Source organism: Sphingomonas sp. R1 (assembly GCF_025960285.1).
Taxonomy (GTDB): domain Bacteria; phylum Pseudomonadota; class Alphaproteobacteria; order Sphingomonadales; family Sphingomonadaceae; genus Sphingomonas.
Window position 1 is genome coordinate 3,346,710 of sequence record NZ_CP110111.1, and the last position, 23,488, is coordinate 3,370,197.

Below are 23,488 nucleotides of genomic sequence, written 5' to 3' on the forward strand. Positions count from 1 at the left end.
TTCTGCTCCCTTCCCGCTTGCAGGGGAGGGCTGGGGAGAAAATTGTGCGGGGCCGGCGCATCGCATCGCACGTCGTGGCCCCGCGCGGGCATCAGGCGATCTGTTCCACCGGCCGCGGCCGTTTGTGCTCGTCCACCGCGACGAAGACGAACTGCGCCTGCGTGACCAGGCAGCTCTCTTCGACATGCCGGCCGCGCCGCCACGCCTGGATCTCGATCGTCATCGAGGTGCGGCCGACCTTGACCAGTTCGGCATAAACCGAAACCTCGTCGCCGACCGAGACGGGAGAGTGGAACTTCATCCCTTCCACCGCCACCGTCACCGCGCGCCCGCGCGAATAGCGCGAGGCGAAGAGGCCGGCGGCCATGTCCATCTGGCTCATCAGCCAGCCGCCGAAAATGTCGCCGTACGGGTTGGTGTCGGCCGGCATCGTCGTCACCCGGATCGCCGGCTGGCGATCGGGCGGGCCACCCTGTTGATCAATCATCGCGGGCCTCCTGGCTGCCGTGCAAGCGGGCGCGGTCTTCCGCATAGGCACGGCGCAGGGGGCCGATGCCCATCGCCACCACCGCCACCATCACGACATAGGCGACCAGCCAGATATCGTGGGTGGCGCGGCGGTACGACCAGGCGGCGAGCGACGCGATGATCCATGCCGCGATCAGTCCGACCAGGATATGGATCACTTCTACGAGAACGCGCACCGCCGGGCTCCGATCAGGCGATCATGCCCATCGGGGCTTCGACGAGTTCCTTGAAGATCTTCATCATCTCGGCCCCGTCGGCACCGTCGATGGCGCGATGGTCGAAGCTGCCGGTGGCGCTCATCACCGTCGCCACGCCCAGCGCGTCGTCGATGATGTAGGGGCGCTTCTCGCCAGCACCGATCGCCATGATCATGCCCTGCGGCGGGTTGATCACCGCCTCGAACTGCTTGATGCCGTACATGCCCATGTTGGACAGGCTGGCGGTGCCGCCCTGATATTCCTGCGGCTGCAGCTTGCCCTCGCGGGCGCGGGCGGCGAGGTCCTTCATCTCGGTCGCGATCGCGGAGACGCTCTTGTTCGCCGCATCCTTGACGATCGGGGTGATCAGGCCGGTGGGCGTCGACACCGCGACCGACACGTCGGCACGGCTGTACTTGATCAGCTTCTCACCCGTGTAGGTGACGTTGCACTTCGGCGTACGCGCCAGCGCGACACCCAGCGCCTTGATCAGCAGATCATTGACCGACAGCTTCACGCCGCGAGCCTCGAGCGCCTTGTTGAGCTCGCCGCGCAGCTTGAGCAGCGCGTCCAGGCGGATGTCGACCGTGAGATAGATGTGCGGGACGGTCTGCTTCGACTCGGTGAGGCGACGCGCAATCGTCTTGCGGATGTTCGAGAGCTTCTCCTCTTCGTGCGGGATCGAGTCGTCGAACCACACGGCCTTGGGCTCGGTGCTCGCGGCAGGTGCGGCGGCCGGAGCAGCGGTCGGGGCAGGGGCAGCGGAGGCAGCGGCCGGTGCGGCAGCCGGAGCGGCGCCGGGCTTGGCACCTTCGACGTCGGCCTTCACGATGCGGCCGTTCGGGCCCGAGCCGCTCACGCCGGCGAGGTCGACGCCCTTGTCGGCGGCGATGCGGCGGGCGAGCGGGCTCGCCTTGACGCGCGAACCCGATGCGGCGGCGGGCTGTGCCGCCGGGGCAGGGGCCGGCGTGGGCGCGCTGGCTGCCGGGGTCGGCGCCGGGGCGGGCGCAGGAGTCGGGCTCGGGGCGGGGGCGGCGCTGGCAGACGAAACGTCCTCACCTTCGCCGGCGATCACCGCAATCACGGTGCCGACCTTTACGTTATCGGTCCCTTCGGCGACCAGGATCTTCCCGATCACGCCTTCGTCGACCGCTTCGAATTCCATCGTCGCCTTGTCGGTTTCGATCTCGGCAAGCAGGTCGCCGGATTTCACCGTGTCGCCTTCCTTGACGAGCCACTTGGCAAGCGTGCCCTCCTCCATGGTGGGAGAAAGTGCCGGCATCTTGATTTCGATTCCCATGAAGGTTCCCGTCGTTGGTCCTGGGGTGGCTGGCCTCTCCTTTGCCGCCGTAAACCCTAGGGTCAAGCCCCGGTCTTGCGCCGGAGCCCGCGGCGGTCCACTGAACGCAGGATTGCAAGGAAGCTTCCCATGCGCACCTATCTGGTGGTGATCGATGATTCGCCCGAGGCCGAGATCGCGCTGCGCTTCGCTGCGCGGCGGGCGACCAAGACGGGCGGCAATGTCGAAATCCTCGCGCTGATCCCACCGGCGGAGTTCGTCCAGTGGGGCGGCGTGATGGCGACGATCGAGGAAGAGGCGCGCGAGCGTGCCGAGGCGCTGGTGATGCGCGCGGCGGGCACGCTGTTCGCCGAATCCGGGCTCACCCCCTCGATCACGGTGCGCGAGGGCGACGGGCCCAAGGTGGTCCGCGAGATGCTGGCGGCCAATCCCGACGTGGCCGCGCTGGTGCTGGGCGCTGCGCCGAGCGGGGCGCCGGGCAAGCTGGTCACCCACTTCACCGGTGCCGACGCGGGCAAGCTGACCGTGCCGGTGATGATCATTCCCGGCTCGCTCGACATGGATGCGATCGATCGCTTGAGCTGATTGACCCGGGCGGCGGAGCGCGCCAGCATAAGCCCATGCGCATCCTTGCTCTTTTGCCGCTCGCCCTTCTTGCCACGCCTGCCGCCGCGCAGGAACGCCCCGATCCGCAGCGGCTGAAGACGACCGTCGAAACGCTGGTCAGCTTCGGCACGCGCCACACGCTGTCCGATCCTGACAACCCCACCCGCGGCATCGGCGCCGCGCGGCGCTGGTTCGGGGCTGCGCTCAAGAAGATCGGCGACGGCTGCGGCGGCTGCATCGAGACCAGCGAAGTCGCCCGCGAGTTCAAGGGCCCGCGCGCGCCCAACGGGGTGCGGATCGTCGACGTGCTCGGCATCCAGCGTGGCAGCGAGCCGAACCGCGTGGTGATCGTCATGGGGCATATCGACAGCCGCGTGACCGACGTGATGAACGCCACCGCCGATGCCCCCGGTGCCAATGATGACGCCTCCGGCGTCGCGCTGGTGCTGGAATCGGCGCGGATCCTGTCGAAGCACAAGTTCAAGGCGACGATCGTCTATGCCGCGCTCTCTGGCGAGGAGCAGGGGCTCTATGGCGGGCAGTTGCTCGCCGAGACGGCGAAGGAGCGCGGCTGGATCGTCTCGGCAGTGCTCAACAACGACATCGTCGGCAACACGATTGGCCAGGACGGTCGCCGCGTGGCCGATCGGGTGCGTGTCTTCTCCGAGGGCACACGCGATTCCGAGACGCTCGCTGAGACCAAGGCCCGCCGTGCCGATGGTGGCGAGGATGACGGTCCCAGCCGCGCGCTCGCCAAGGCGATCCGCGGGGTGGCGGCGGCCGGGCCTGCGGGGCTGAAGGTGTTGATGGTGCGCCGGCCCGACCGCTTCGGCCGCGGCGGCGACCATACGCCGTTCCTCACGCTCGGCTATCCGGCGGTGCGCTTCTCGGTCGGCGTCGAAAATTACGACGCGCAGCACCAGGACCTGCGCACGGATGCGGGCAAGGTTTACGGCGACACGGTCGACCGGATGGACTTCTCCTATCTGGCGAAGGTGACCGCGCTCAACATCGCGACGCTGCGCCGTCTGGCCAGCGCGCCCGCCGCGCCGGAACCCGTGATCCTCACCGGCGCGCTCTCTACCGACACGACCGTGAAGTGGCCCGCGGTGTCGGGTGCGGCCAAATATCGGGTCTGGTGGCGTCCCGCGGACAGCGACGCCTGGACCGCCCATGTCGACGTGCCGGGCAGCCAGACCGAGACGGTGCTCAAGGGCATCATCGTTGACGATACCTTTGTCGGCGTGTCTGCCGTAGCGGCCGACGGCGCGGAAAGCCTCGTCAGCTTCGGCGCCCGCCCGGTGCGCGAACGTTGAACCGAACCGCATCCGGGTCCATAGGGGCGGCAAGCGGGGGCCCCATGTTTCGAGAGTCGAGTATCACCATGGCAACCCATCCCGCGTCCGACGATCCCGCCACGCTCCTCGTCGTCGATGACGATCGCGACATCCGACTGCTGCTGGCGAACAGCCTGGGCGCGCGCGGCTATCGCGTCGAGACCGCGTCGAGCGCGCGTGACATGGATGCCATTCTCGAGAAGATGCCGGTGGACCTGGTAATCCTCGACGTGATGATGCCGGGCGAGGACGGCCTGTCCGCCTGCCGCCGCATCGCTACCGCGGACGGCCCCGACGTCATCCTGCTCAGCGCGCTGGGCGAGGAGCAGGACCGGATCCTCGGTCTCGAGGTCGGCGCCGGTCATTATCTGCCCAAGCCGTGCAGCCCGCGCGAGATCCTGGCGACGGTGCGGGCCGCCCTGCGCAAGCGCGGCGGCACCGCTACGCCGCCGGCGGGCGATGTCTACAGCTTCGAGGGCTGGCGCATCGATCTGGGCAGCCATGAGCTGTTCGATCCCGAGGGCGTGCTGGTCGGCCTGACCGACGGCGAGTTCGCCGTGCTGCGCGTGTTCATTGAACGCCCGCGCCGGGTGCTGACTCGCGAGGCGCTGCTCGCCGCTGCGCGCGGCCCCGATTCGGATGCCTATGATCGCGCGATCGACGTCCAGGTCAGCCGGCTGCGCCGCAAGCTGCGCGCAGGGGCCGACGAGATTATCCGCACGGTGCGCAACGAAGGCTATCTGTTCGTGCCGCGCGTGACGCGCGCATGAAGGCGGGAGCGGCGGCGTCCCGATCGCCGCTGTTCCTGCGCATCTTCGTTCGCATGCTCGCCTGCGTGGCGGTGGTGCAGCTGCTCAATCTGGGCCTGCTGTTCGCCATCCAGACGCCGAGCCCGAAGCTCCATACCGTGGGGCAGATCGCGCAGGCGATGCGCAATCCCCGCGCCGCACCGGAGGGATTTGCGGTGCTGCGGGCCGACGCGGTCGAGCGCCAGCCCTGGAACCCGCGCGCCGAGCGGACAGAGGCGGCGCTGGCCACCGCGCTCGGCATTTCGCGAGACCAGGTGATCCTGCGCTTCCCGGTCGGCTTTCTGCAGCGCCCCCCGGTCTATGATCGGGCCGGCGTGCCGCCCGCGCCGGCGCCGGCCAGTGCGGCTGCCGCGCAGGACGTGCTGGTCACGGGCGGGTTCGAGGCGGCGCGCAGGATGCCGGACGGCAGCTGGCAGGTCGTGTCGCCGGGCGAGAAGCTGGAGCCGTGGCGCCTGTTCGTGCTGGTATGGCTGGTGCTCTCGGCGCTTGCCGTCGCACCCTTTGCCTGGGCGATGGCACAGCGCTTCGCCAGGCCGATCGGTGCCTTTGCCCGTGCCGCCGAGCGGCTGGGCCGCGATCCGCGCGCGCCGCCGATCGAGCTCGACGGCCCGGCGGAAATCGCCGAGGCCGCGCGCGCCTTCAACGACATGCAGGCGCGCCTCAACCGCTATGTCGATGACCGCGCGACGATGATCGCGGCGGTGGCGCATGATCTGCGCACGCCGCTGATGCGGATGGGACTGCGCATCGAGGATGCCGATCCGGCGATCCGCCAACCGTGCGAAGGCGATATCCGCGAGATGCAGGCGATGATCTCGGCGGTGATGGCCTATGTGCGCGATTCCAGTCGTATCGGGGTCCGCCGCCCGCTCGACCTGCGCTCGCTGGCCGAGACCGTGGTCGACGACGCCGCCGATCGCGGCGCCGCGGTGACGCTGGAGGCAGGCGAGCCGCTGGTGATCGAGGCGGACCCCGTGGCGCTGAAGGCGATGCTCGCCAATCTGGTGGGCAATGCCATCAAATATGCCGGCGGCGCCGAGCTGGTGCTGTTCCCGCGCGCGCACGAGGCGGTGATCGCGGTACGCGATCGCGGCCCCGGCATCCCCGACGAGGACATGGAGCGCGTGTTCGATCCCTTCTTCCGCGGTGAACGCTCGCGCAATCGCGATACCGGCGGCATGGGGCTCGGCCTCGCCAGCGCGCGGGCGACAGCGCGGGCGCATGGCGGCGACATCACCCTGTATCGGCGCGAGGGCGGCGGGCTGTGCGCGACCGCCACCCTTCCGCTTTGATTTCAAACGCTTCGATCTAATACCCCGAGCTACTGGTCCGCCTCTCGCATTGTTGATACCGCTGTCGGTCACGCGGCACCCACAGGCCGCCGTGGACGAGGAGGAGGATCATGGGAACGCGACGCGACGTGCTCGGCGGGATCGGCGCCGGAGTAGTGGCCAGTGCCCTTGGCGGATCGGTGCAGGCGGCGCCCAAGCGCAAGCTCGGCTATGCGGTGGTCGGCCTCGGCTATTACGCCACCAAGCAGATCCTCCCCAACCTCAAGGATTGCGAGTTCGCCGAGCTCAAGGCGCTGGTGAGCGGCACCCCTGCCAAGCTGGAGAAGTATGGCGCCGAATACGGCATCCCCAAGACCCACTGGTACAGCTACGAGACCTATGACAGGATCCGCGACAATCCGGACATCGACATCGTCTATGTCGTGCTGCCCAATTCGATGCACGCCGAATACACGATCCGCGCGCACCAGGCCGGCAAGCATGTGATGTGCGAAAAGCCGATGGCGGTCTCGGTCGCCGAATGCCAGGCGATGATCGCTGCGGCGAAGAAGGCCGGCAAGAAGCTGATGATCGGCTATCGCTGCCATTTCGAGCCGTACAATCTGAGAGCGATCGAGACGGTGAAGTCCGGCGCGCTCGGCAAGCCGACGCTGATTTTCGCCGAGCACGGCTTCTATGCCGGGCCCAACCAGTGGCGGCTCGACAAGGCGCTGTCGGGCGGCGGATCGATGATGGACATCGGCATCTACAGCCTCAACGCCGCGCGCTATCTCTCGGGCGAGGAGCCGGTCGAGGTGACCGCGATGGAATATACCGATCGCAGCGATCCGCGCTTCAAGACGGTGGAGGACCGGATCGACTGGCAGTTCCGCTTCCCCAGCGGACTGATCGCCGATTGCGTGTCGAGTTACAGCTCGAACCACAATCATTACCGCGTCACCGGCCGGGAGGGTTGGGTCGAGCTGGAGCCGGCCACCAATTACGAGGGGCAGGAGATGTGGGCCCGGATCGGCGGCAAGCGCGAGCAGGTGGTGCTGCCCAAGCCGGCGAAGAACCAGTTTGTCCGCCAGCTCGACCATCTGCCCGAATGCATCACGACCGGGCGCGAGCCGATCGTCTCGGGCGAGGAAGGCTTGCGCGACATGCGGCTGATCGAAGCGATCTACCGCGCCGCCCGCGAACATCGCGCCATCACGCTGGCATGAAGAACGGGCGCATGAATCGACGGGATATACTGGCGGCGGGCGCGCTGCTCGCCGCTTCCGCCTGGACTCCGCTCGCCCGCGCCGCCCGCCCGCTGGGCGCGGACCAGCGCGCGCGCATCCAGACGCTGCTCGGCCAGATGACGCTCGCCGAGAAGGTCGGGCAGATGAACCAGATCGCGGGCGGGCGGCAGAAGTCGCTCAACTCCAAGCTGGACGCGGCGATGCTCGACCGGGTGCGCAAGGGCGAGATGGGCTCGTTCCTCCACGTCGCCGGGGCAGAGCCGCTGCGCGACCTGCAGCGCGTCGCGGTGGAGGAATCGCGGCTCAAGATCCCGCTGCTGTTCGCGATGGACGTGATCCATGGCTATCGCACCATCCTGCCGGTACCGCTGGCGCTGGCGGCGAGCTGGGACCCCAAGGTTGCCGAACAGGCCGCGCGGATCGCCGCGGAAGAGGCCTGGGCGGCGGGGCTGCACTGGACCTTCACCCCGATGGTCGACATTGCCCGCGATCCGCGCTGGGGCCGGGTGGTCGAGGGCGCGGGCGAGGATGCCTATCTCGGCAGCCGCATCGCCGAGGCGCAGGTCGCCGGCTTCCAGGGCGCGGACTTGGGCAAGGGCATGCGGATGATGGCGTGCGCCAAGCATTTCGTCGGCTATGGCGCGGCGGAAGGCGGGCGCGACTATGACAGCGCGGAAGTCGGCCCCCGCACCCTCAACGAAGTCTATCTGCCGCCTTTCCATGCAGCAGCACGGGCAGGGGCCGGCAGCTTCATGACCGCGTTCAACGCGCTCGACGGCGTGCCGATGACCGCCAATGCCGATCTGGTGCGCGGCTTCCTGCGCGGCCAGTGGCACTATCAGGGGCTGGTGGTGAGCGACTGGAATGCGATCCGCGAGCTGGTCAACCACGGCATCGCCGCCGATGCGCGCGAAGCCGCGGTGCTGGCGCTCAAGGCCGGCGTCGACATGGACATGGCGAGCGGCAGCTACGCGACCTACCTCGCCGAAGCCGCGACGGCCGATGCGAGCCTCGTGCCGCTGATCGACGAATCGGTGGGCCGCATCCTCGCCGCCAAGGCGCGGCTGGGGCTGTTCGACGACCCCTATGGCTTCGGCGACCCGGCGCGCGACAAGGCACCGCTGCGGCGGACCGAGGCGCGCGATCTCGCCAAGCGTTCGGTGGTGCTGCTGCGCAACGACGGCGCGGTGCTGCCGCTCAAGCCGGGCGCCAGGCTCGCGCTGATCGGCGCGCTGGCGGACGATGCCTCCTCGGCGATCGGCTCGTGGCGCGCGCGGGGGCAGGCGACCGACGCGGTAACGCTCAAGGCAGCGTTGGCGGGGGCGGAGTACCAGCCGGGCACCGATGTCGCGGCGGCGGTCGAAGCGGCGAAACGCGCCGATGTGGTGCTGGTCGCGCTCGGCGAGGATTTCAACCGCACCGGCGAGGCGCGCAGCTATGCGGAGATCGGACTCCCCGATGGCCAGGCGGCGCTGCTGGAGGCGCTGAAGGCCACCGGCAAGCCGATCCTCGCGATCCTGATGGGCGGCCGCCCGCTGGCGCTCGAGCGCGCGCTGACCGGCGTGCCTGCCGTGCTGCAGACCTGGCTGCTCGGCATCGAGAGCGGTCCTGCAATTGCCGAGATTCTCACCGGCAAGGCTGCCCCCGGGGGGCGCCTGCCGATCGGCATGCCGCGCAAAACGGGTCAGTCGCCGCAGAGCTATGCGCATCTGCCCACCGGGCGCCCGGCCAATGTCGACCTCGCGGTGGACAGCGCACGCTATCACGATACCGATATCGGCCCGCTCTTCGCCTTCGGGCATGGCCTGACCTATGGCGAGATCGCCTATGGCCAGCTGACACTGAGTGGCGAGACGCTGGCCCCCGGCGGCCGGATCACTGCCTCGGTGCAGGTCACCAATCGCGGCACGATGGCGGTGGAGGAGGTGGTGCAGCTCTACGCCAACGAACCCGTCGCCGCGGTCTCGCGGCCGGTGGCGGAGCTGCGCGGCTTTGCGCGCGTGGCGCTGAAGCCGGGGCAGAGCCGCACCGTCCGCTTCACTCTCACCCCCGAGCAGTTTGCCTTCTGGCGGGACGGCAAGTGGATCGTCGAGGCCGGCGACATCCGGTTGATGGCGGGCGCCTCCTCGGCTGACCTCAAGAGCGAGGCGAAGTTCCGCATTACCGCCGGTGCCGAAGGGCAGGTGCCTGCCGCCTCCCTCGCTACCAAGGTGGAGGTCGCGTGATGGGCGAGCCCTGGCATACGCTGGCGATCGTCGCGGGCAGCATCGCGGCGGTTATCCTCTTGGTGCTGCGCCTCAAGCTCCAGCCCTTCGTTGCGCTGCTGCTGGTGGCGCTGGCGACCGGCCTCGTCTTCGGCAACGATCCCCAGGCGGTAATCGCCGCGATCCGCAAGGGCACCGGCGAGGCGCTCGGCTTCGTCGCCGTGGTGATCGGCCTCGGCGCGGTGCTGGGCGGCATGCTCGAGGCCTCGGGCGGCGTGCAGGCGATCGCGCGGCGTCTGCTCGACCTGTTCGGGCAGAAACGCGTTCCCTGGGCGCTCACCGCGATCGGCATCGTCGTCGGCGTGCCATTGTTCTTCGACGTCGCCTTCATCATCCTCGCACCCCTGCTCACCACGCTGGCGGTCCGGGCCGAGCGGCGCGTCACCTATTTCGCGCTGCCGCTGCTCGCCGGGCTGATGACGATGCACGCGCTGCTGCCGCCGCATCCCGGGCCCGTCGCGGTCGCCGAGCTGCTCCATACCGATTATGGCCGGATGGCGCTCTATGGCCTGATCTGCGGCATTCCCTCGGCGATCCTGGCGGGCCCCGTGTTCGCCAAGCTGGCGCATGGCGCGCCCGGCTATGGCGCGATCGGCGCGCCGCCGATGCTCGACGAAGGCGCGCCGCAGACCAATGCGGTCGGCTTCGGCCCGGCGCTTGCCGCCATGCTGCTGCCGCTGGCGCTGATCCTGATCGGCACGGTGGCGAGCGAGGCGATGGCGCCGGGGCTGGCGCGCTCGACGCTCGTCTTCCTCGGCCACCCCTTCACCGCGCTGGTGATCGCGGTGATCGGCGCGATGCTGTGGCTGCGGCTCGTCGCCGGCGCGGAGTTCGAGACGCTCTCGAAGATCAGCACCCGCGCGCTGGAGCCGGCGGGCCTGATGGTGCTGATCATCGGCGCGGGCGCGGCGTACAAGGAAGTGCTGATCGAATCGGGCGCGGGCAAGCAGATCACCCTGGCGGTGGAGGCGGCGCAGGTATCGATTCCGGTGTTCGCCTTCCTGCTCTCCGCCTTTGTCCGGGTGGCGCAGGGGTCAGCAACCGTGGCGATGGTCACCGCCGCCGGCCTGGCTGCGCCCTTGATCGGCGCGGCGGGGCTGGGGCCGGACCGGATCGCGCTGGTCACCGTCGCGATCGGATCGGGCGCGACGATTGCGAGCCACGTCAACGACACCGGCTTCTGGCTGGTGAAGCAATATCTCGGGCTCACCGAAGCGCAGACCTTTCGCAGCTGGACCATCGGTGCCACCATCGCGGGACTGACCAGTTTCGCCATGGCGCTGCTGCTGTGGCCGTTCGTGTGAGAGGAAGAGGATGCCTGCCACCACCCGCCGCACCCTGCTGGGCGGCCTAGCCGCGCTGCCGCTGCTGCCCGGCCTCGCGCGTGCGGCAGGCGAGGGCGTGATCACACGGCTCGATCCCGAACTCGACACGCTGCTCGACACCGAGTCGCCGCTCGAGGTGATCGCGAGCGGCATCCAATGGGCCGAGGGGCCGGTATGGATCCGCGACGGGGCGGTGACCGGCGGGGCCTCGGGTGGGGCGAGCGCGTTCGATCGCAGCTATCTGCTGTTCTCCGACGTGCCGGCGAACATCGCCTATCGCTGGGACGGCAGGGAGACCAAGCCGTTCCTCGTCCCCTCGGGGCTCGCCGGGCCGATTCCCAAGGGCGTGCGCGAGGCGGGGTCGAACGGGATGATCCAGGGCCGCAAGGGCGAGCTGCTGATCGCCGACAGCGGCACGCGCGCGATTGCGGCGGTGGACCTGGAGACCAAGGAAAAGAGGGTTCTGGCCGGTCGTTTCGAGGGCAAGCGGTTCAACAGCTGCAACGATCTGGTGCAGGCGAAAAGCGGCGCGATCTACTTCACCGATCCGCCCTATGGCTTAACCGACGGCGACGAGTCGCCGCTCAAGGAGCTGCCGTTCAACGGCGTGTACCGCCTCGACACCAACGGCACGGTGCATCTGATCGAATCGAAACTCACGCGGCCCAATGGCATCGGCCTCTCGCCGGATCAGCGGACGCTCTACGTGTCGGTCTCCGATGACGCCGCGCCCTATACCTGGGCGTACAGTCTTGGCGACGATGGCCTGGCGATCGGGCGGAGGATCTTCCTCGACCATCGCGCGGGTACCGCCGCCGGTCTGCAGGGGCACGCCGACGGGATGAAGGTGGCAGCCAGCGGGCATCTCTATGCCAGCGGGCCGGGCGGCATCCATGTCGTCGCGCCGGACGGGCGACGGCTGGGACTTATCTCAACCGGCAAGAAGGCGGCGAATTGCTGCTTCGGCGAGGACGGGAAGACGCTGTTCATCACCTCCAGCGACCAGGTGTTCCGCCTGCGCCTGCGCGCCTCCGGCTGGTAAGCCGCGCGCGCCGGGCGTAGAGCCGGGGCGATGTCGTCGCCCGAAGCCATTCCCGCCGCCACCGTGATCGTGATGCGCGACACGGGCAGCGGGCCGCCCGAGTTGCTGATGGTCGAACGCTCGCGGGCGATGGCGTTCGCGGGCGGAGCGCTGGTGTTCCCCGGCGGGAGGATCGACCCTGGCGATCATCTGCTGACCGACCGTCACGAGGATGCGGCGGCGCGCGTCGCCGCGATCCGCGAGACGATCGAGGAAGTCGGGCTGGCGCTGGGGCTCGATTGCGACGGCGAGTCGCTCGCCAAATTGCGCGCTGCCCTCCATGCGGGTGAGCCCTTTGCGCAACTGCTGGCCGAGGCCGGTCTGGCGCTCGATCTCGACGCGCTGGTGCCCTTCGCCCGCTGGCTGCCTCATGGTCTGCCGCACCGGGTGTTCGACACCCTCTTCTATCTCGCCCGTGCGCCGGAGGGCGCCGCCCCGCAGGTCGACGGCAGCGAGAATGTCCGCCTGTGCTGGATCACCGCGCAAGGCGCCCTCGACGCGGCCGATCGCGGCGAGGCGATGCTGATCTACCCCACCCGCCGCAACCTGGAACGGCTGGCGCAGTTCGACGGTTTCGAAGCGGCCATGGCCCATGCCCGCCGCTTCCCGATCGAGCCGATCACGCCCTTCGTCGAGTCGCGGGGCGGAGTCGACTGGCTGTGCATCCCCGACGGGCTCGGCTACCCCGTCACCGCCGAACGTATGGACCGCGCGGTGCGCGCGTGAAGGCGCTCAAACAGACGATCTGGGTGCTGCTCGTCTTCGCGCTGATCGCCGGCGGAGCGCTGCTGTTGCTGATGTGGACACGTGCGCGCCCGCAGGACGTGCCGTGGACGCCGCTCGACCTTTCGCAGCCGATCGGCGCCTTCACTGGCCGAAAGCTGGCGGGGCTCGGTGCCGATGACGGGCAGTGCCGCGCGCTGCTCACCCAGGCGGGGGTACGCTACGAGAAGCTGGCGCCGGTGGGGCGGCAGGGCGAATGCGGCTATGCCAATGGCGTGCGCCTCACCAGCGGCGGGTCGCGCACGATCGCGTTCAGCCCGGCGTCGCTCGGCACCGCCTGCCCGGTCGCGGCGGGTCTGGCGCTGTGGGAATGGCATATCGTCCAGCCCGAGGCGCAGAAGCATTTCGGCACGCGGGTCGTCCGGATCGAGCATTTCGGCAGCTATTCCTGCCGCCGCATGTACGGCCGCACCACCGGCGACTGGAGTGAGCACGCGCGGGCCAATGCCGTGGACGTCGCCGCCTTCGTCCTGGCGGATGGGCGGCGCGTCAGCGTTCTCAACGACTGGAAGGGGAAAGGAGAGAAGCCTGACTTCCTCCGTGCGGTACGCGATGGCGGCTGTCGCTTGTTCGCAACGGTGCTGTCGCCCGACTATAACGCCGCCCACCGGGACCACCTCCATCTCGACCAGGCTGCACGCGGCGAGATGGGGTGGCGGGCGTGCCGCTAGCCGATCAGTTCGGCAGGGCGTTGGTGTCGATCTTCTCGACCCATTGCGGGAAGAAGCTCGGCTGGCGGTTCGACCAGCCCGACGCAGTGGCCGCAGCTTCGCTGATCGACTGGAGCAGCTTGCGACGCAGGTCCGGGTGGAGGTGCGGAAGCGCAGAGGCCGAGCAGAACGCCGCGGGCAGCCACGGCCGCACTTCCGCGCCGAGCAGCCGCTCGTAGAGGAAGCGATAGGCCGAGAAGCTGGTCAGCCGGCCCTGGCCGAGATCGAACGCCGACAGCGTCACCAGCGGCGCCATGAATGGCTCGATCGCATTGAGGTCGCTGTCGTTGGGCAGCATGGCGCGGATATCGCCGAGCCGCTCGTAGACGCGTGCCTGGGCGCGGATGCTGGCGGCTTCCACCACGTCGCGCGACCAGCGCGACAGCGCGTCGTCGCGCTCGAGGCCCACGTCCAGCGACCGGCGCACATACCGCTGGGTGGCCGCGGTGAAGCCCGCAAATTCCTTCATCTCCGCCAGCGTCATCGCGCCTTCGGCCGGTTTTGCTCGTGCAGCCATCTCGTCGTCTCCCGCTCGGTTCCTTCAGCCCGTGGGATGGATCATGCTCCGCACTGGTTAACGCAGAGCTTAATGACCCCCTCCGTATCCCCACGAGGCATTGGAACCTAAAATGTGTTGCGACGCAACATGGGTTTGCGACGAAACGATGACGCTAGGGAAAACCCTTAGGCAACTGATATCGTGCTGTAATTTCCCGTAGGTTGGCGGCCGTGCACCAGAATGGGCAATCGGCTTTCCATTGCGGGGCAAGACAGCCGCGGAGGAAGGTTCCCGCCATTCAGAAACGGTTCAGCGCACCTCGTCGGCACATTCCAACGGTTCGTCGGATCGGCGAACCGCGGGGGTGTACGAGCGTCCTATAGTTTGGCTAGCAACCCTCAACCGCTTCGTTTCTGACCGGGGGGTCCAAAACTTGTTCACTCGTTTTGCAGTGCGTTTCGCGCTGATGGCGTTCTGCGCCCTGATGACCACGGCCCCCGCACAGGCGAAGGGCACCTTCTGGCAGTGCGTCACGTTCGCGCGCCAGGCATCCGGCGTCGAGCTTCGCGGCAACGCCTGGACCTGGTGGGACCAGGCCGCCGGTCGCTACCAGCGCGGCGAAACCCCGAAGGTCGGTGCGGTGATGTCGTTCCAGCGCACCGCGCGCATGCCGATGGGCCATGTCGCAATGGTGTCGCAGGTCGTCAGCGACCGCGAAGTGCTGCTCACCCATGCCAACTGGTCGACCCTTGGTGCGATCGAGCGCGACGTCCGCGCCGTCGACGTCTCGGCGAAGGGCGACTGGAGCGAAGTTCGCGTATGGTATGGCCGCACCGCCGGCCTCGGCACCTCGGCCTATCCGGTCAATGGCTTCATCTATCCGGGTTCGGCGCCGACGAACGACTGGGCGAACGTCCAGGTCGCCGCGCTCAGCCTGCCGACGCTGACCTTCGCCAACTAAGCGGCCGCCGGTCACGCCCGCGGCGTGAAGCGCAGCGCCACCCCGTTCATGCAATAGCGCTTGCCCGTCGGCTTCGGCCCGTCATCGAAGACATGGCCAAGATGCCCGCCACAGCGGCGGCACAGCACTTCGGTGCGCTCCATTCCGAGACTGCGATCGCCCCGCGTCACTACGGCATTGCCCAGCGGCGCATAGAAGCTCGGCCAGCCGGTGCCGCTGTCGAACTTGGTGGCGGAATCGAACAGGGGCAGCGCGCACCCGGCGCAGCCGAACACGCCCTTGCGATGCTCCTTGTTGAGCGGGCTGGTGAAGGGATATTCCGTCCCCCCGTTCCGCAGCACATTATAGGCCGCCGGACTCAGCTTCTTCTTCCACTCCGCGTCACTCAGCTTGAGCGGGAAGTCGGGCAGCGGCGCGGCGGGGGCGTTGCTGCAGGCAAACAGCGGGAGCGCAACGGCGCCCACACCGGCGGCGGCGAGCAACTGGCGACGATCGAACGGCATGGCGGACCTCGTGGAATAGAAGCAGTCGATATAGGTTCGGGTGGCGGCGGCAAAAGGTTGCACCCTGCGTGCTGCTTTTTGCCAGTCAGTGTTGGTGGGCGCCGGTTTCGAACTGCTGGTGGCGCCCGAGGATTGATTTCCCGGGTGCAGTGTCACAAGGCTGCAAAGCTTTTGTCACAGGGGGGTGGAGAGCAGGTTCGGCGGGGCGCCGGACCGGCTCGTACGCCGGGAGTCGTTTCGAAATGTCATCTATCGCCAAGGCGCCGAAGAACGATGCGGTTCGCGGTGCGGTGCACCGCCACGAGCATCTCTCGAAGGAGGGCATCCTCGAACGCGCCTTCACTTTCGCATTCCGCGGCCTGGTCTATGCCCAGATCTGGGAAGACCCGGTGATCGACATGGAAGCGCTGCAGATCACGCCGGACAGCCATATCGTCACGATCGCGTCGGGCGGCTGCAACGTGTTCTCGTATCTGACGGCGAACCCGGCGAAGATCACCGCGGTGGATCTCAATCCGGCGCATATCGCGCTCAACAAGCTGAAGCAGCAGGCTGCGCTGCGCCTGCCGGACTATGAGTCCTTCCACCGCTTCTTCGGTCTCGCCAACCGCCCGGAGAATGTCGACGCGTACAAGACGTATCTGCGCGGCAGCCTGGACGACAGCGCGCGCGCCTATTGGGAAGGTCGTGCGCCGAACGGTGTTCGCCGCATCAACGGGTTCAAGACCGGCTTCTACCGCCAGGGTCTGCTCGGCCGCCTGATCGGCTTCGTCCACTGGCTGGCGCATCGCTACGGGATCGATCCCAAGGAAATTCTCGCGGCCAAGTCGATCGAGGAGCAGCGCCACATCTTCGAGACGCGCTTCGCACCGTTCTTCGACAAGAAGCTGCTGCGCTGGATGGTCGATCAGCCTGCCGCCCTTTTCGGCTTCGGCATCCCGCCGGCGCAGTATGACCTGCTGAAGGTCGACGATCAGGAAGGCATCACCGGCGCGCTCCGCAGCCGCCTGCGCAAGCTCGCCTGCGACTTCGACCTCAAGGACAATTTCTACGCCTGGCAGGCGTTCGGCCGCGGATACGGCGAGCATGAGGGCGCGCCGCTGCCGCCCTATCTCGAGCGCAAGAACTATGAACTGGTCCGCGAGCGCGCCGACCGTGTCGAGATCCGCCACACCAACTATGCCGATTATCTGGAGTCGATGCCGGCCCAGTCGCTGGATCGTTACATCCTGCTCGACGCGCAGGACTGGATGACCGACGAGCAGCTGACCCGGATCTGGACCGAGATCACCCGCACCGCCAAGCCCGGCGCGCGCGTGCTGTATCGTACGGCGGCGGTGCCGGACGTGGTGCGCGGCCATATCCCCGACGAGCTGATGAACCAGTGGCAATATGAGGACCAGGCCAAGCTCGACGACTGGACGCGTCGTGACCGTTCGTCGGTGTACGGCGCGACCCATGTCTGGACGCTGAAGCCGCACGCATGAGCGGCAAGGCCGGGGCTGCCGATCAGAAGGGGCTGATGGATGCGACCTATGCGCTCCATCGCCACTTCTACGATCTCACGCGCAAATTCTATCTGCTCGGTCGCGACCGGCTGATCCGCGAGCTGGCGCCGCCGCCGGGCGGCACGGTGCTCGAGGTCGGCTGTGGCACCGCGCGCAACCTGATCGTCGCAGCGAAGCGCTGGCCCAACGCGCGCTTCCACGGCTTCGACATCAGCGAGGCGATGCTGGATACGGCGCGAAAGTCGGTGGCGAAGCACGGACTGTCGGACAAGATCACGTTGGCGCAGGGCGACGCCGGAGCATTCGACGTGGGCGCGCTGTTCGACCTCGCTCAAGTCGACCGCGTGTTCATGAGCTACACGCTGTCGATGATCCCGCCCTGGAGGGAAGCGATCGCATTGGGGGCGAAGGCGCTGGCGCCGGGCGGCAGCCTGCACATCGTCGATTTCGGCCAGTACGAGCGCCTGCCGGGCTTGGCCAAGCGCTTCCACTTCAAGGAATTAAACGCCTTCCACGTCTATCCCCGCGCCGATCTGCGCGAAGTGGTGGAGGCGATCGCCGCCGAGCAGGGAATGACGGCGGAATTCCGCTCGTCGCTCCGCGGCTATACCTGGAGCGCGGTGCTGCGGCGGCCAGGCTGAGACGCTGCGTTTCGGGAGGCTGACGGCGCTTACGCCGCCAGCCGCAGTTCCAGCCGGCCCCAGATCTCGACCAGCGCGTCCACCAGCTCGCGCATCATCGCTTCGTCATGCGCCGGGCCGGGGGTGAAGCGGAGGCGCTCGGTGCCGCGCGGCACGGTGGGATAGTTGATCGGCTGCACGTACACGCCATACTCGGCGAGCAGTACGTCGCTGATCTTCTTGGCCTTCACGGGATCGCCCACCATCAGCGGCACGATGTGCGTGGTCGACGGCAGCACCGGCAGACCCGCGTCGGCCATGAGCTGCTTGAGCATGGCGGCAGCGGCCTGCTGGCCGTCGCGCTCGACACTGGAGCCCTTCAGGTGCCGCACGCTCGCCAGCGCGCCGGCGACCAGCACCGGCGACAGCGACGTCGTGAAAATGAAGCCCGGCGCATAGCTGCGGATCACGTCGATGATCACCTGGTCTGCGGCGATGTAGCCGCCCATCACGCCGAACGCCTTGCCGAGCGTGCCCTCGATGATCGTCAGCCGGTCGGCCAGCCCCTCGCGATCCGAGATGCCGCCGCCGCGCGGGCCGTACATGCCGACGGCATGGACCTCGTCGAGATAGGTCAGCGCATTATACTTGTCGGCCAGGTCGCAGATCTCGGCGATCGGCGCGATGTCGGCGTCCATCGAATAGACGCTCTCGAACGCGATCAGCTTCGGGACCGAGGGATCGTCGGCGGCCAGCAGTTCCTCGAGATGGGCGAGGTCGTTGTGCCGCCACACCCGCTTCTCGCAGCCCGAATTGCGGATGCCCGCGATCATCGAGGCGTGATTGAGCTCGTCCGAATAGACGATGCAGCCGGGCATCACCTTGGCGAGCGTCGACAGCGTCGCCTCGTTCGAGACATAGCCCGAGGTGAACAGCAGCGCGTTCTCCTTGCCGTGGAGATCGGCCAGTTCGCGCTCGAGATCGATGTGGTAATGGGTGTTGCCGCCGATATTGCGCGTGCCACCGGAGCCTGCACCGACATCGTGCAGTGCTTCTTCCATCGCCGCGATTACCTTGGGATGTTGGCCCATGGCGAGATAGTCGTTCGAGCACCACACCGTGATCGGCTTCGGCCCGTTATGCCCGGCGAAGCAGCGCGCATTGGGGAACATGCCCTTGTTGCGCAGGATGTCGATGAAGACCCGGTAGCGCCCCTCGGCATGGAGGCGGTCGATGGCCTGGGTGAAGACCCGCGTATAGTCGATCGCGGGTGCGGATGCGTCTTGGCGCTGCATGGATTGGTTCTCTACGCCTTGTCTTCGAGCAATTCCAGCACGTGAACCCCCGTATTGCCCTGGCCTCTCCCCCCCGGCCTTGCCGACCGGACCTCGGCACCGGTCATAGCGCAACTTAGGTTGTGCGCATCCCTTTTTCAGCGAGGTGCAGCACGCGAAAAGTTGCTCAATCTGATCGGGGCGGCCGATAAGACGAACCGGTGGAGGCGCGACTATGCTATGAGCAGTCCATCGCGGACGACTCGGCTCAACAGGCAAGTCTGCGGCTGAGAGCCGATCGCGCTCCCGCTTGTGAACGGAGAGCAGCCATGGCCAGGAATGACGTGGAATATTTCGCCAGGCGCGCGCAGCAGGAGCGCAAGCGTGCCGAATGCTGTAACGACAGCAGCGCGCGTCGCGTGCATCAGGAAATGGCCGAACGCTATACGGCGAAGCTGATCGCGCGCGACCCGCAGCTGTTGCTTGGTGACTTCGCCTGATCGCTACAGTGTTTCGATGCGGCTGAGCCCATAGCGGGCCAGCGCAGGCGCAAGAGCATCGGCGCGGTGATCGCGGGCGGTGAATACGGCGCGCCCGGGGGGCAGGTCGTCGGGCCAGCTCTGGCCCTGGGTGAGATAGGCGATGCGCCGCGCGATGCCGGGGCCGCCATCGACAAAGCCCGTCCCTGCGGGTGCAACGGCGCGCATTTCCGCCTCTAGCAGCGGGAAATGGGTGCAGGCGTTGACGATCACGTCGATGCGGTCGCCGCCCGGCTGATGGAACAGCCCGTCCAGTTCGTTGGCGATCACCTCCGGCGCGATCGTCGCGCCCGCCAGCTTCGCCTCGGCGAGTTCGACCAGCGCGGCAGAGCCGTGGCGCAGCACCGTGCAGTCGCCGGCGAAGCGCGCGGCGAGGTCGTCCACATAGGGCTGGCGGACAGTGGCCGCAGTGCCGAGCACGCCGATGGTGCGGGAGCGGCTGGTCTCCGCCGCCGGCTTGATCGCGGGTACGGTGCCGACGATCGGCAGGTCGAGCGCGGCACGGACATGCTGGAGCGCGATCGTGGAGGCAGTGTTGCAGGCGATCACGATCAATCGTGGATCATAGCGCTCCGCCAGCCGCCCGAGCAGCGCCGGCACCCGCGCGGCGATCTCCGCCTCGCTCTTGGTGCCATAGGGGAAGCCCGCCGAATCCGCGACATAGACCAGCGGCGCCTGTGGCAGCAGCGCGGTCGCGGGGCCCAGCACGGACAGGCCGCCGACACCGGAGTCGAAGAACAGGACGGGGCGACGATCTGCCATCGCTCCGCCATGGCCGAGCCGCAGCGCCGCCGTCAATCGCGCGGCGTCTGCATGCTGATGCAGGTCATTGCGTTGGGGTAAGGGAAGAGGCTAGACGGAGGAACGAAAGGGGGCCGCTTTTGCCCACGGAAATTCCTTGGATGGCTCCTGCCGGGGCCCTGTTGCTTGGCTATCTGCTCGGTTCGATCCCGTTCGGGGTGCTGCTGACCCGTGCCGCGGGGGCAGGCGACCTGCGCCAGATCGGGTCCGGCAATATCGGCGCCACCAACGTGCTGCGCACCGGCCGCAAGGGCCTGGCGGCGGCGACGCTGCTGCTCGACATGGCCAAGGGCGCCGTGGCGGTGTTGATCGCCGCCACGTTCCTGCCTGGCACAGACGCGCTTGCGGCGACGGCGGCGTTCATCGGCCATTGCTATCCCGTCTGGCTCAAGTTCCGCGGGGGCAAGGGCGTGGCGACGCTGATGGGCGTGGTGCTTGCGCTCTACTGGCCTTCGGGCCTCGTCTATGCCGCGGTGTGGCTGGGGCTGCTGGCAACGGTGCGCATCTCGTCCGTCTCGGGGATGGCGGCGGCGGTCAGTGCCCCGGTAAGCGCGGCATTCTTCGGCCGCATCGATCTGGTGCTGATGCTGCTCGCGCTCGCGCTGATCGTGCTGTGGAAGCATCGCGAGAATATCGACCGGCTGCTCAGCGGGTCGGAACCTCGGGTCGGCAGCAAGCGTGGCTGACCGGCGGGAGCCGCGGCTGAGGCTGCTGCGCTCCGCCAATGTCGGCCCCGTTACCTATGCTCAGCTCACCGCTCGCTACGGATCGGCCGAGGCGGCGCTTGAGGCGCTGCCGATGCTCGCCGCACGCGGCGGCGGCAGGACGCCGCAAATTGCCGATCCCGGCAGCGTGCGGCGCGAGATCGCCGCGGTCGAGCGGCTCGGCGCGCGCTATCTCTTCCTTGACGATCCCGCCTATCCGCCACTCCTCGCCGAACTGGATACCGCGCCGCCCGCGCTGATCCTGCGCGGCGACCCGGCGCTTCTGGCCAGGCCCTGCGTGGCGATGGTGGGGGCGCGCAACGCCTCGGCGGCTGCCTGCCGGTTCGCCCGGCAGCTCGCCATCGGTCTGGTCGAGCGCGGCGCCGTGGTCGTCTCGGGGCTAGCACGGGGGATCGACACCGCCGCGCATCAGGGGGCACTGGCCGGCGGTACGATCGGGGTGATCGCCAGCGGCATCGACATCGTGTTCCCGCCGGAAAATGCCGAATTGCAGGCGCGCGTCGCCGCCGAGGGCCTGCTGGTCACCGAACAGCCGCCGGGTAGCGAGCCGCTCGCCCGCTTCTTTCCCGCCCGCAATCGCATCATCGCGGGGCTGTCGCTGGGCACGGTGGTGGTGGAGGCGGCGCCGCGCTCGGGCAGCCTGATCACCGCGCGACTGGCCGCCGAGGCCGGGCGCGACGTGATGGCGGTGCCGGGCTCGCCGCTCGACCCGCGCGCGCAGGGCTGCAACCTGCTGATCCGAGAGGGCGCGATCCTGGTGCAGAGCGCGGACGATATCTGGGAAGCGGTACGACCGATCGATCCGCGTGCGGTGCGTGCTCCAGCTGGGCAATTCGGGGCGGCGCCCGCAGAGGATGCGAGCGATGGCGATCGGCGCCGGGTGACCGGCCTGCTCGGTCCGGTTCCCGTCGGCGTCGACGAACTCGTCCGGCAGAGCGGTTGCGGACCGGCGGTGGTGCAGCTGGTGCTGCTGGAACTGGAGCTTGGCGGCCGGCTGGAGCGCCATGCCGGCGCGCGGGTGTCGTTGCGCTGATCGCTCAGCGCAGCCCGAACGCCTGAAGGTAATAGGCACCCACGCCGTCCCCGATCAGCAGCTGGCCCGGCCCCAGTCGCCCGACGAGATAGGCTGCACCGATCAGCAGCGAGGCCAGCACCGAGATCACCGCCAGTGCAGCCACCAGTCGCTTGCCCGGCGCCCGCGCGCCTTCGCCGATCCGGATCAGGCCGGAAAAGGCGAGGAATTCGAACAGCGGGTAGAAATCGAGTCGGTAGCGGAAGTTCATGCTCACCGCGCAGAGCATCAGCAGCGCGGGGAGGGCGAGGCCGAGGGCGATGACGACGCTGCGCAGCCGCGTGGCGCTCGTGTGCCGCATGGCTTGCAGCACCGCCAGGATGCCGAGCAGCAACAGCAGCGGATCGGTGAGCAGGAAGCTGCTCGGCGGCAATTCGGCGGCGTCGATCCATTTCTGGCGGGTCGCCTCCAGCAGCAGTTGCCCGTTGGCACCGTGCAGCACCCAGATCGGTGCGAAATAATAGATCAGGCCGAATGGCACGCGGTGGAGGTTGAACAGCCCCTGCTCGGCCATGCGCACCAGCCGATCGGGGTACCAGGCGTTGTAAAGATAATGGTGATAGTCGGCAAAGGTGAGCGGGTTCCCCCAGCGCCCCAGATTTACCAGAGCGGTGACGGCGCCGAGCAGCGCCAGCAGCAGCACCGGCGGGGTCGCCGCGGCGATCCATCCGCGCAGACCCCCGCGGTTCCGGATCGTCTCGACAAGCAGCACGCCCGCGAATGCCGCGACCAGGCCGATCCCCAGAGAGACTCTGGTGAGAATCGCCAGACCCGCGGCAAGCGCCATGACCAGCAGTGCGCCGCGCCCGAGTCCGTGCAGACGCGCGTGGATCGCCGCGGCAACGAACAGTGCCCCCCACAGCGCCGCCCACAGGCACACCTCCTGATAGAGGCTGAAGCGCAGGAAGCAGGTCTGCGCTCCGGCGAGCACCAGCACCGCCGCCACCGCCCTGCCCAGCCAGTCGGGCAGGTCCGGCCGGGCACGGCGGATCTGCTTCAGCGTCCACAGCTTGGTGGCGAGCATGGCCGCCAGCGCGACCAGGCAGGAGCCGATGGTGAAATCCAGCGTGCGCCAGTCCGGGAACAGCGTGAAGGGCAGTCGCAGCAGCGCCGGCAGGATCCCCCAATAGGCCATGACCTGCCCGCCGACCGCGAAGCCCTCGCGTCCGACGATCGCCGGGTCGACGTCAAACCGCCCGCGCAGCAGATGGTCGAGCATCGAATTGAAGGTGAGATCCAGCGGATGTACCTCGCGGGGCACGCGGGCGATCGCGTAGCAGAGCAGCACCGTTGCCACCGCGATCAACATGGTCTTTGGTCGAAGGAAAGGGAGCAGGCGGGGCATGCCGCGCCTTTGCCCCGCGCTGCTTCGATCGGCAAGCGCGCCGGTTGGGGGACGGAAAGGACGGTACGGCAACCGCCATCGGCCGAGTGTTGCATTGCGGCAACGGCTGCCCCTGATTGCGCCTGACCGCGGAAACCTTTGCGCTGTGGCGGGTTACGGCGGAGGTAACGCCTCTCCAATCCA

The 23,488-nt window shown here is 68.2% G+C and carries 24 protein-coding genes; 16 read left to right on the forward strand and 8 right to left on the reverse strand.

Features of this window, described 5'->3' with window-relative positions:
- Positions 1 to 91 precede the first annotated feature (91 nt).
- The 3 genes from OIM94_RS15995 to OIM94_RS16005 are packed head-to-tail and all read right to left on the reverse strand — an operon-like array spanning position 92 to position 2,025.
- The gene (locus OIM94_RS15995) at positions 92 to 487 is read right to left on the reverse strand and encodes an acyl-CoA thioesterase (RefSeq protein WP_264607673.1); all 396 of its coding nucleotides are present in this window, start codon (positions 485 to 487) and stop codon (positions 92 to 94) included.
- Positions 480 to 704 carry a hypothetical protein gene (locus OIM94_RS16000; RefSeq protein ID WP_264607674.1) on the reverse strand — a complete coding sequence of 75 codons (225 nt, stop codon included), beginning with the start codon at positions 702 to 704 and terminating at the stop codon, positions 480 to 482. The genes OIM94_RS15995 and OIM94_RS16000 overlap by 8 nt, the downstream gene beginning before the upstream one ends.
- 13 nt (positions 705 to 717) lie before the next feature.
- On the reverse strand, positions 718 to 2,025 hold the full coding sequence (locus tag OIM94_RS16005) for a pyruvate dehydrogenase complex dihydrolipoamide acetyltransferase (RefSeq protein WP_264607675.1): 1,308 nt from the start codon (positions 2,023 to 2,025) through the stop codon (positions 718 to 720).
- 129 nt (positions 2,026 to 2,154) lie between these two features.
- Between OIM94_RS16005 and OIM94_RS16010 the strand changes: the two genes are divergently transcribed.
- From OIM94_RS16010 to OIM94_RS16055, 10 genes are all read left to right on the forward strand, one after another.
- Complete coding sequence (locus OIM94_RS16010; RefSeq protein ID WP_264607676.1) at positions 2,155 to 2,610, forward strand: universal stress protein; 456 nt, start codon at positions 2,155 to 2,157, stop codon at positions 2,608 to 2,610.
- 35 nt (positions 2,611 to 2,645) lie between these two features.
- On the forward strand, positions 2,646 to 3,947 hold the full coding sequence (locus OIM94_RS16015; protein ID WP_264607677.1) for a M28 family metallopeptidase: 1,302 nt from the start codon (positions 2,646 to 2,648) through the stop codon (positions 3,945 to 3,947).
- A 68-nt stretch (positions 3,948 to 4,015) separates the two neighbouring features.
- The gene (locus OIM94_RS16020) at positions 4,016 to 4,738 is read left to right on the forward strand and encodes a response regulator (RefSeq protein WP_264607678.1); all 723 of its coding nucleotides are present in this window, start codon (positions 4,016 to 4,018) and stop codon (positions 4,736 to 4,738) included.
- Complete coding sequence (locus OIM94_RS16025) at positions 4,735 to 6,069, forward strand: ATP-binding protein (protein ID WP_264607679.1); 1,335 nt, start codon at positions 4,735 to 4,737, stop codon at positions 6,067 to 6,069. Before OIM94_RS16020 ends, OIM94_RS16025 begins: the two co-directional genes overlap by 4 nt.
- Before the next feature lie 110 nt (positions 6,070 to 6,179).
- Entirely contained in the window at positions 6,180 to 7,274 is a 1,095-nt protein-coding gene (locus OIM94_RS16030; RefSeq protein ID WP_264607680.1) for a Gfo/Idh/MocA family protein, read from the forward strand.
- On the forward strand, positions 7,271 to 9,520 hold the full coding sequence (locus OIM94_RS16035) for a glycoside hydrolase family 3 N-terminal domain-containing protein (RefSeq protein ID WP_264607681.1): 2,250 nt from the start codon (positions 7,271 to 7,273) through the stop codon (positions 9,518 to 9,520). The genes OIM94_RS16030 and OIM94_RS16035 overlap by 4 nt, the downstream gene beginning before the upstream one ends.
- Positions 9,520 to 10,863, forward strand: a complete 1,344-nt coding sequence (locus OIM94_RS16040; RefSeq protein ID WP_264607682.1) for a GntP family permease — start codon at positions 9,520 to 9,522, stop codon at positions 10,861 to 10,863. The genes OIM94_RS16035 and OIM94_RS16040 overlap by 1 nt, the downstream gene beginning before the upstream one ends.
- 10 nt (positions 10,864 to 10,873) lie before the next feature.
- The gene (locus OIM94_RS16045) at positions 10,874 to 11,926 is read left to right on the forward strand and encodes an SMP-30/gluconolactonase/LRE family protein (RefSeq protein ID WP_264607683.1); all 1,053 of its coding nucleotides are present in this window, start codon (positions 10,874 to 10,876) and stop codon (positions 11,924 to 11,926) included.
- 30 nt (positions 11,927 to 11,956) lie between these two features.
- The gene (locus OIM94_RS16050; protein ID WP_264607684.1) at positions 11,957 to 12,691 is read left to right on the forward strand and encodes an NUDIX hydrolase; all 735 of its coding nucleotides are present in this window, start codon (positions 11,957 to 11,959) and stop codon (positions 12,689 to 12,691) included.
- Complete coding sequence (locus tag OIM94_RS16055; protein ID WP_413716366.1) at positions 12,688 to 13,419, forward strand: extensin family protein; 732 nt, start codon at positions 12,688 to 12,690, stop codon at positions 13,417 to 13,419. The genes OIM94_RS16050 and OIM94_RS16055 overlap by 4 nt, the downstream gene beginning before the upstream one ends.
- A gap of 4 nt (positions 13,420 to 13,423) precedes the next feature.
- Here OIM94_RS16055 and OIM94_RS16060 read toward each other — a convergent pair whose 3' ends face one another.
- On the reverse strand, positions 13,424 to 13,975 hold the full coding sequence (locus tag OIM94_RS16060) for a hypothetical protein (RefSeq protein WP_264607685.1): 552 nt from the start codon (positions 13,973 to 13,975) through the stop codon (positions 13,424 to 13,426).
- Positions 13,976 to 14,441: 466 nt separating this feature from the next.
- On the opposite strand from OIM94_RS16060, the gene OIM94_RS16065 reads away from it, so the two are divergent.
- Positions 14,442 to 14,918 carry a CHAP domain-containing protein gene (locus OIM94_RS16065; RefSeq protein WP_264607686.1) on the forward strand — a complete coding sequence of 159 codons (477 nt, stop codon included), beginning with the start codon at positions 14,442 to 14,444 and terminating at the stop codon, positions 14,916 to 14,918.
- 11 nt (positions 14,919 to 14,929) lie between these two features.
- Here the strand turns inward: OIM94_RS16065 and msrB are convergent, their stop codons facing one another.
- Complete coding sequence (msrB, locus tag OIM94_RS16070; protein ID WP_264607687.1) at positions 14,930 to 15,421, reverse strand: peptide-methionine (R)-S-oxide reductase MsrB; 492 nt, start codon at positions 15,419 to 15,421, stop codon at positions 14,930 to 14,932.
- A 242-nt stretch (positions 15,422 to 15,663) separates the two neighbouring features.
- On the opposite strand from msrB, the gene OIM94_RS16075 reads away from it, so the two are divergent.
- Positions 15,664 to 16,908 (forward strand): DUF3419 family protein, encoded by a 1,245-nt coding sequence (locus tag OIM94_RS16075; RefSeq protein ID WP_264607688.1) that lies wholly within the window; start codon positions 15,664 to 15,666, stop codon positions 16,906 to 16,908.
- Positions 16,905 to 17,570, forward strand: coding sequence for a class I SAM-dependent methyltransferase (locus OIM94_RS16080; protein WP_264607689.1), 666 nt, complete (start codon positions 16,905 to 16,907; stop codon positions 17,568 to 17,570). The genes OIM94_RS16075 and OIM94_RS16080 overlap by 4 nt, the downstream gene beginning before the upstream one ends.
- A 29-nt stretch (positions 17,571 to 17,599) precedes the next feature.
- On the opposite strand, the gene hemA is transcribed toward OIM94_RS16080, so the two are convergent.
- Positions 17,600 to 18,844, reverse strand: coding sequence for a 5-aminolevulinate synthase (gene hemA, locus OIM94_RS16085; RefSeq protein WP_319801130.1), 1,245 nt, complete (start codon positions 18,842 to 18,844; stop codon positions 17,600 to 17,602).
- Between the two features lie 308 nt (positions 18,845 to 19,152).
- Here hemA and OIM94_RS16090 point away from each other — a divergent pair, with 308 nt between their 5' ends.
- Complete coding sequence (locus tag OIM94_RS16090) at positions 19,153 to 19,323, forward strand: hypothetical protein (RefSeq protein WP_264607690.1); 171 nt, start codon at positions 19,153 to 19,155, stop codon at positions 19,321 to 19,323.
- A gap of 3 nt (positions 19,324 to 19,326) precedes the next feature.
- On the opposite strand, the gene murI is transcribed toward OIM94_RS16090, so the two are convergent.
- A complete protein-coding gene (gene murI / locus OIM94_RS16095; RefSeq protein WP_264607691.1) occupies positions 19,327 to 20,124 on the reverse strand; it encodes a glutamate racemase in 798 nt (265 codons plus the stop codon).
- A gap of 140 nt (positions 20,125 to 20,264) precedes the next feature.
- Here murI and plsY point away from each other — a divergent pair, with 140 nt between their 5' ends.
- On the forward strand, positions 20,265 to 20,849 hold the full coding sequence (gene plsY, locus OIM94_RS16100; protein ID WP_264607692.1) for a glycerol-3-phosphate 1-O-acyltransferase PlsY: 585 nt from the start codon (positions 20,265 to 20,267) through the stop codon (positions 20,847 to 20,849).
- Entirely contained in the window at positions 20,842 to 21,921 is a 1,080-nt protein-coding gene (gene dprA / locus OIM94_RS16105) for a DNA-processing protein DprA (protein WP_264607693.1), read from the forward strand. Before plsY ends, dprA begins: the two co-directional genes overlap by 8 nt.
- Before the next feature lie 4 nt (positions 21,922 to 21,925).
- On the opposite strand, the gene OIM94_RS16110 is transcribed toward dprA, so the two are convergent.
- Positions 21,926 to 23,269 (reverse strand): hypothetical protein, encoded by a 1,344-nt coding sequence (locus OIM94_RS16110; protein WP_264607694.1) that lies wholly within the window; start codon positions 23,267 to 23,269, stop codon positions 21,926 to 21,928.
- Positions 23,270 to 23,488 lie beyond the last annotated feature (219 nt).

Coding starts and splice junctions, on each gene's coding strand:
- OIM94_RS15995 (WP_264607673.1), bottom strand. CDS start 487: ATGATTGATCAACAGGGTGGCCCGCCCGATCGCCAGCCGGCGATCCGG.
- OIM94_RS16005 (WP_264607675.1), bottom strand. CDS start 2,025: ATGGGAATCGAAATCAAGATGCCGGCACTTTCTCCCACCATGGAGGAG.
- OIM94_RS16010 (WP_264607676.1), top strand. CDS start 2,155: ATGCGCACCTATCTGGTGGTGATCGATGATTCGCCCGAGGCCGAGATC.
- OIM94_RS16015 (WP_264607677.1), top strand. CDS start 2,646: ATGCGCATCCTTGCTCTTTTGCCGCTCGCCCTTCTTGCCACGCCTGCC.
- OIM94_RS16020 (WP_264607678.1), top strand. CDS start 4,016: ATGGCAACCCATCCCGCGTCCGACGATCCCGCCACGCTCCTCGTCGTC.
- OIM94_RS16025 (WP_264607679.1), top strand. CDS start 4,735: ATGAAGGCGGGAGCGGCGGCGTCCCGATCGCCGCTGTTCCTGCGCATC.
- OIM94_RS16030 (WP_264607680.1), top strand. CDS start 6,180: ATGGGAACGCGACGCGACGTGCTCGGCGGGATCGGCGCCGGAGTAGTG.
- OIM94_RS16035 (WP_264607681.1), top strand. CDS start 7,271: ATGAAGAACGGGCGCATGAATCGACGGGATATACTGGCGGCGGGCGCG.
- OIM94_RS16040 (WP_264607682.1), top strand. CDS start 9,520: ATGGGCGAGCCCTGGCATACGCTGGCGATCGTCGCGGGCAGCATCGCG.
- OIM94_RS16045 (WP_264607683.1), top strand. CDS start 10,874: ATGCCTGCCACCACCCGCCGCACCCTGCTGGGCGGCCTAGCCGCGCTG.
- OIM94_RS16050 (WP_264607684.1), top strand. CDS start 11,957: ATGTCGTCGCCCGAAGCCATTCCCGCCGCCACCGTGATCGTGATGCGC.
- OIM94_RS16060 (WP_264607685.1), bottom strand. CDS start 13,975: ATGGCTGCACGAGCAAAACCGGCCGAAGGCGCGATGACGCTGGCGGAG.
- OIM94_RS16065 (WP_264607686.1), top strand. CDS start 14,442: ATGACCACGGCCCCCGCACAGGCGAAGGGCACCTTCTGGCAGTGCGTC.
- msrB (WP_264607687.1), bottom strand. CDS start 15,421: ATGCCGTTCGATCGTCGCCAGTTGCTCGCCGCCGCCGGTGTGGGCGCC.
- OIM94_RS16075 (WP_264607688.1), top strand. CDS start 15,664: ATGTCATCTATCGCCAAGGCGCCGAAGAACGATGCGGTTCGCGGTGCG.
- OIM94_RS16080 (WP_264607689.1), top strand. CDS start 16,905: ATGAGCGGCAAGGCCGGGGCTGCCGATCAGAAGGGGCTGATGGATGCG.
- hemA (WP_319801130.1), bottom strand. CDS start 18,844: ATGCAGCGCCAAGACGCATCCGCACCCGCGATCGACTATACGCGGGTC.
- OIM94_RS16090 (WP_264607690.1), top strand. CDS start 19,153: ATGGCCAGGAATGACGTGGAATATTTCGCCAGGCGCGCGCAGCAGGAG.
- murI (WP_264607691.1), bottom strand. CDS start 20,124: ATGGCAGATCGTCGCCCCGTCCTGTTCTTCGACTCCGGTGTCGGCGGC.
- plsY (WP_264607692.1), top strand. CDS start 20,265: ATGGCTCCTGCCGGGGCCCTGTTGCTTGGCTATCTGCTCGGTTCGATC.
- OIM94_RS16110 (WP_264607694.1), bottom strand. CDS start 23,269: ATGTTGATCGCGGTGGCAACGGTGCTGCTCTGCTACGCGATCGCCCGC.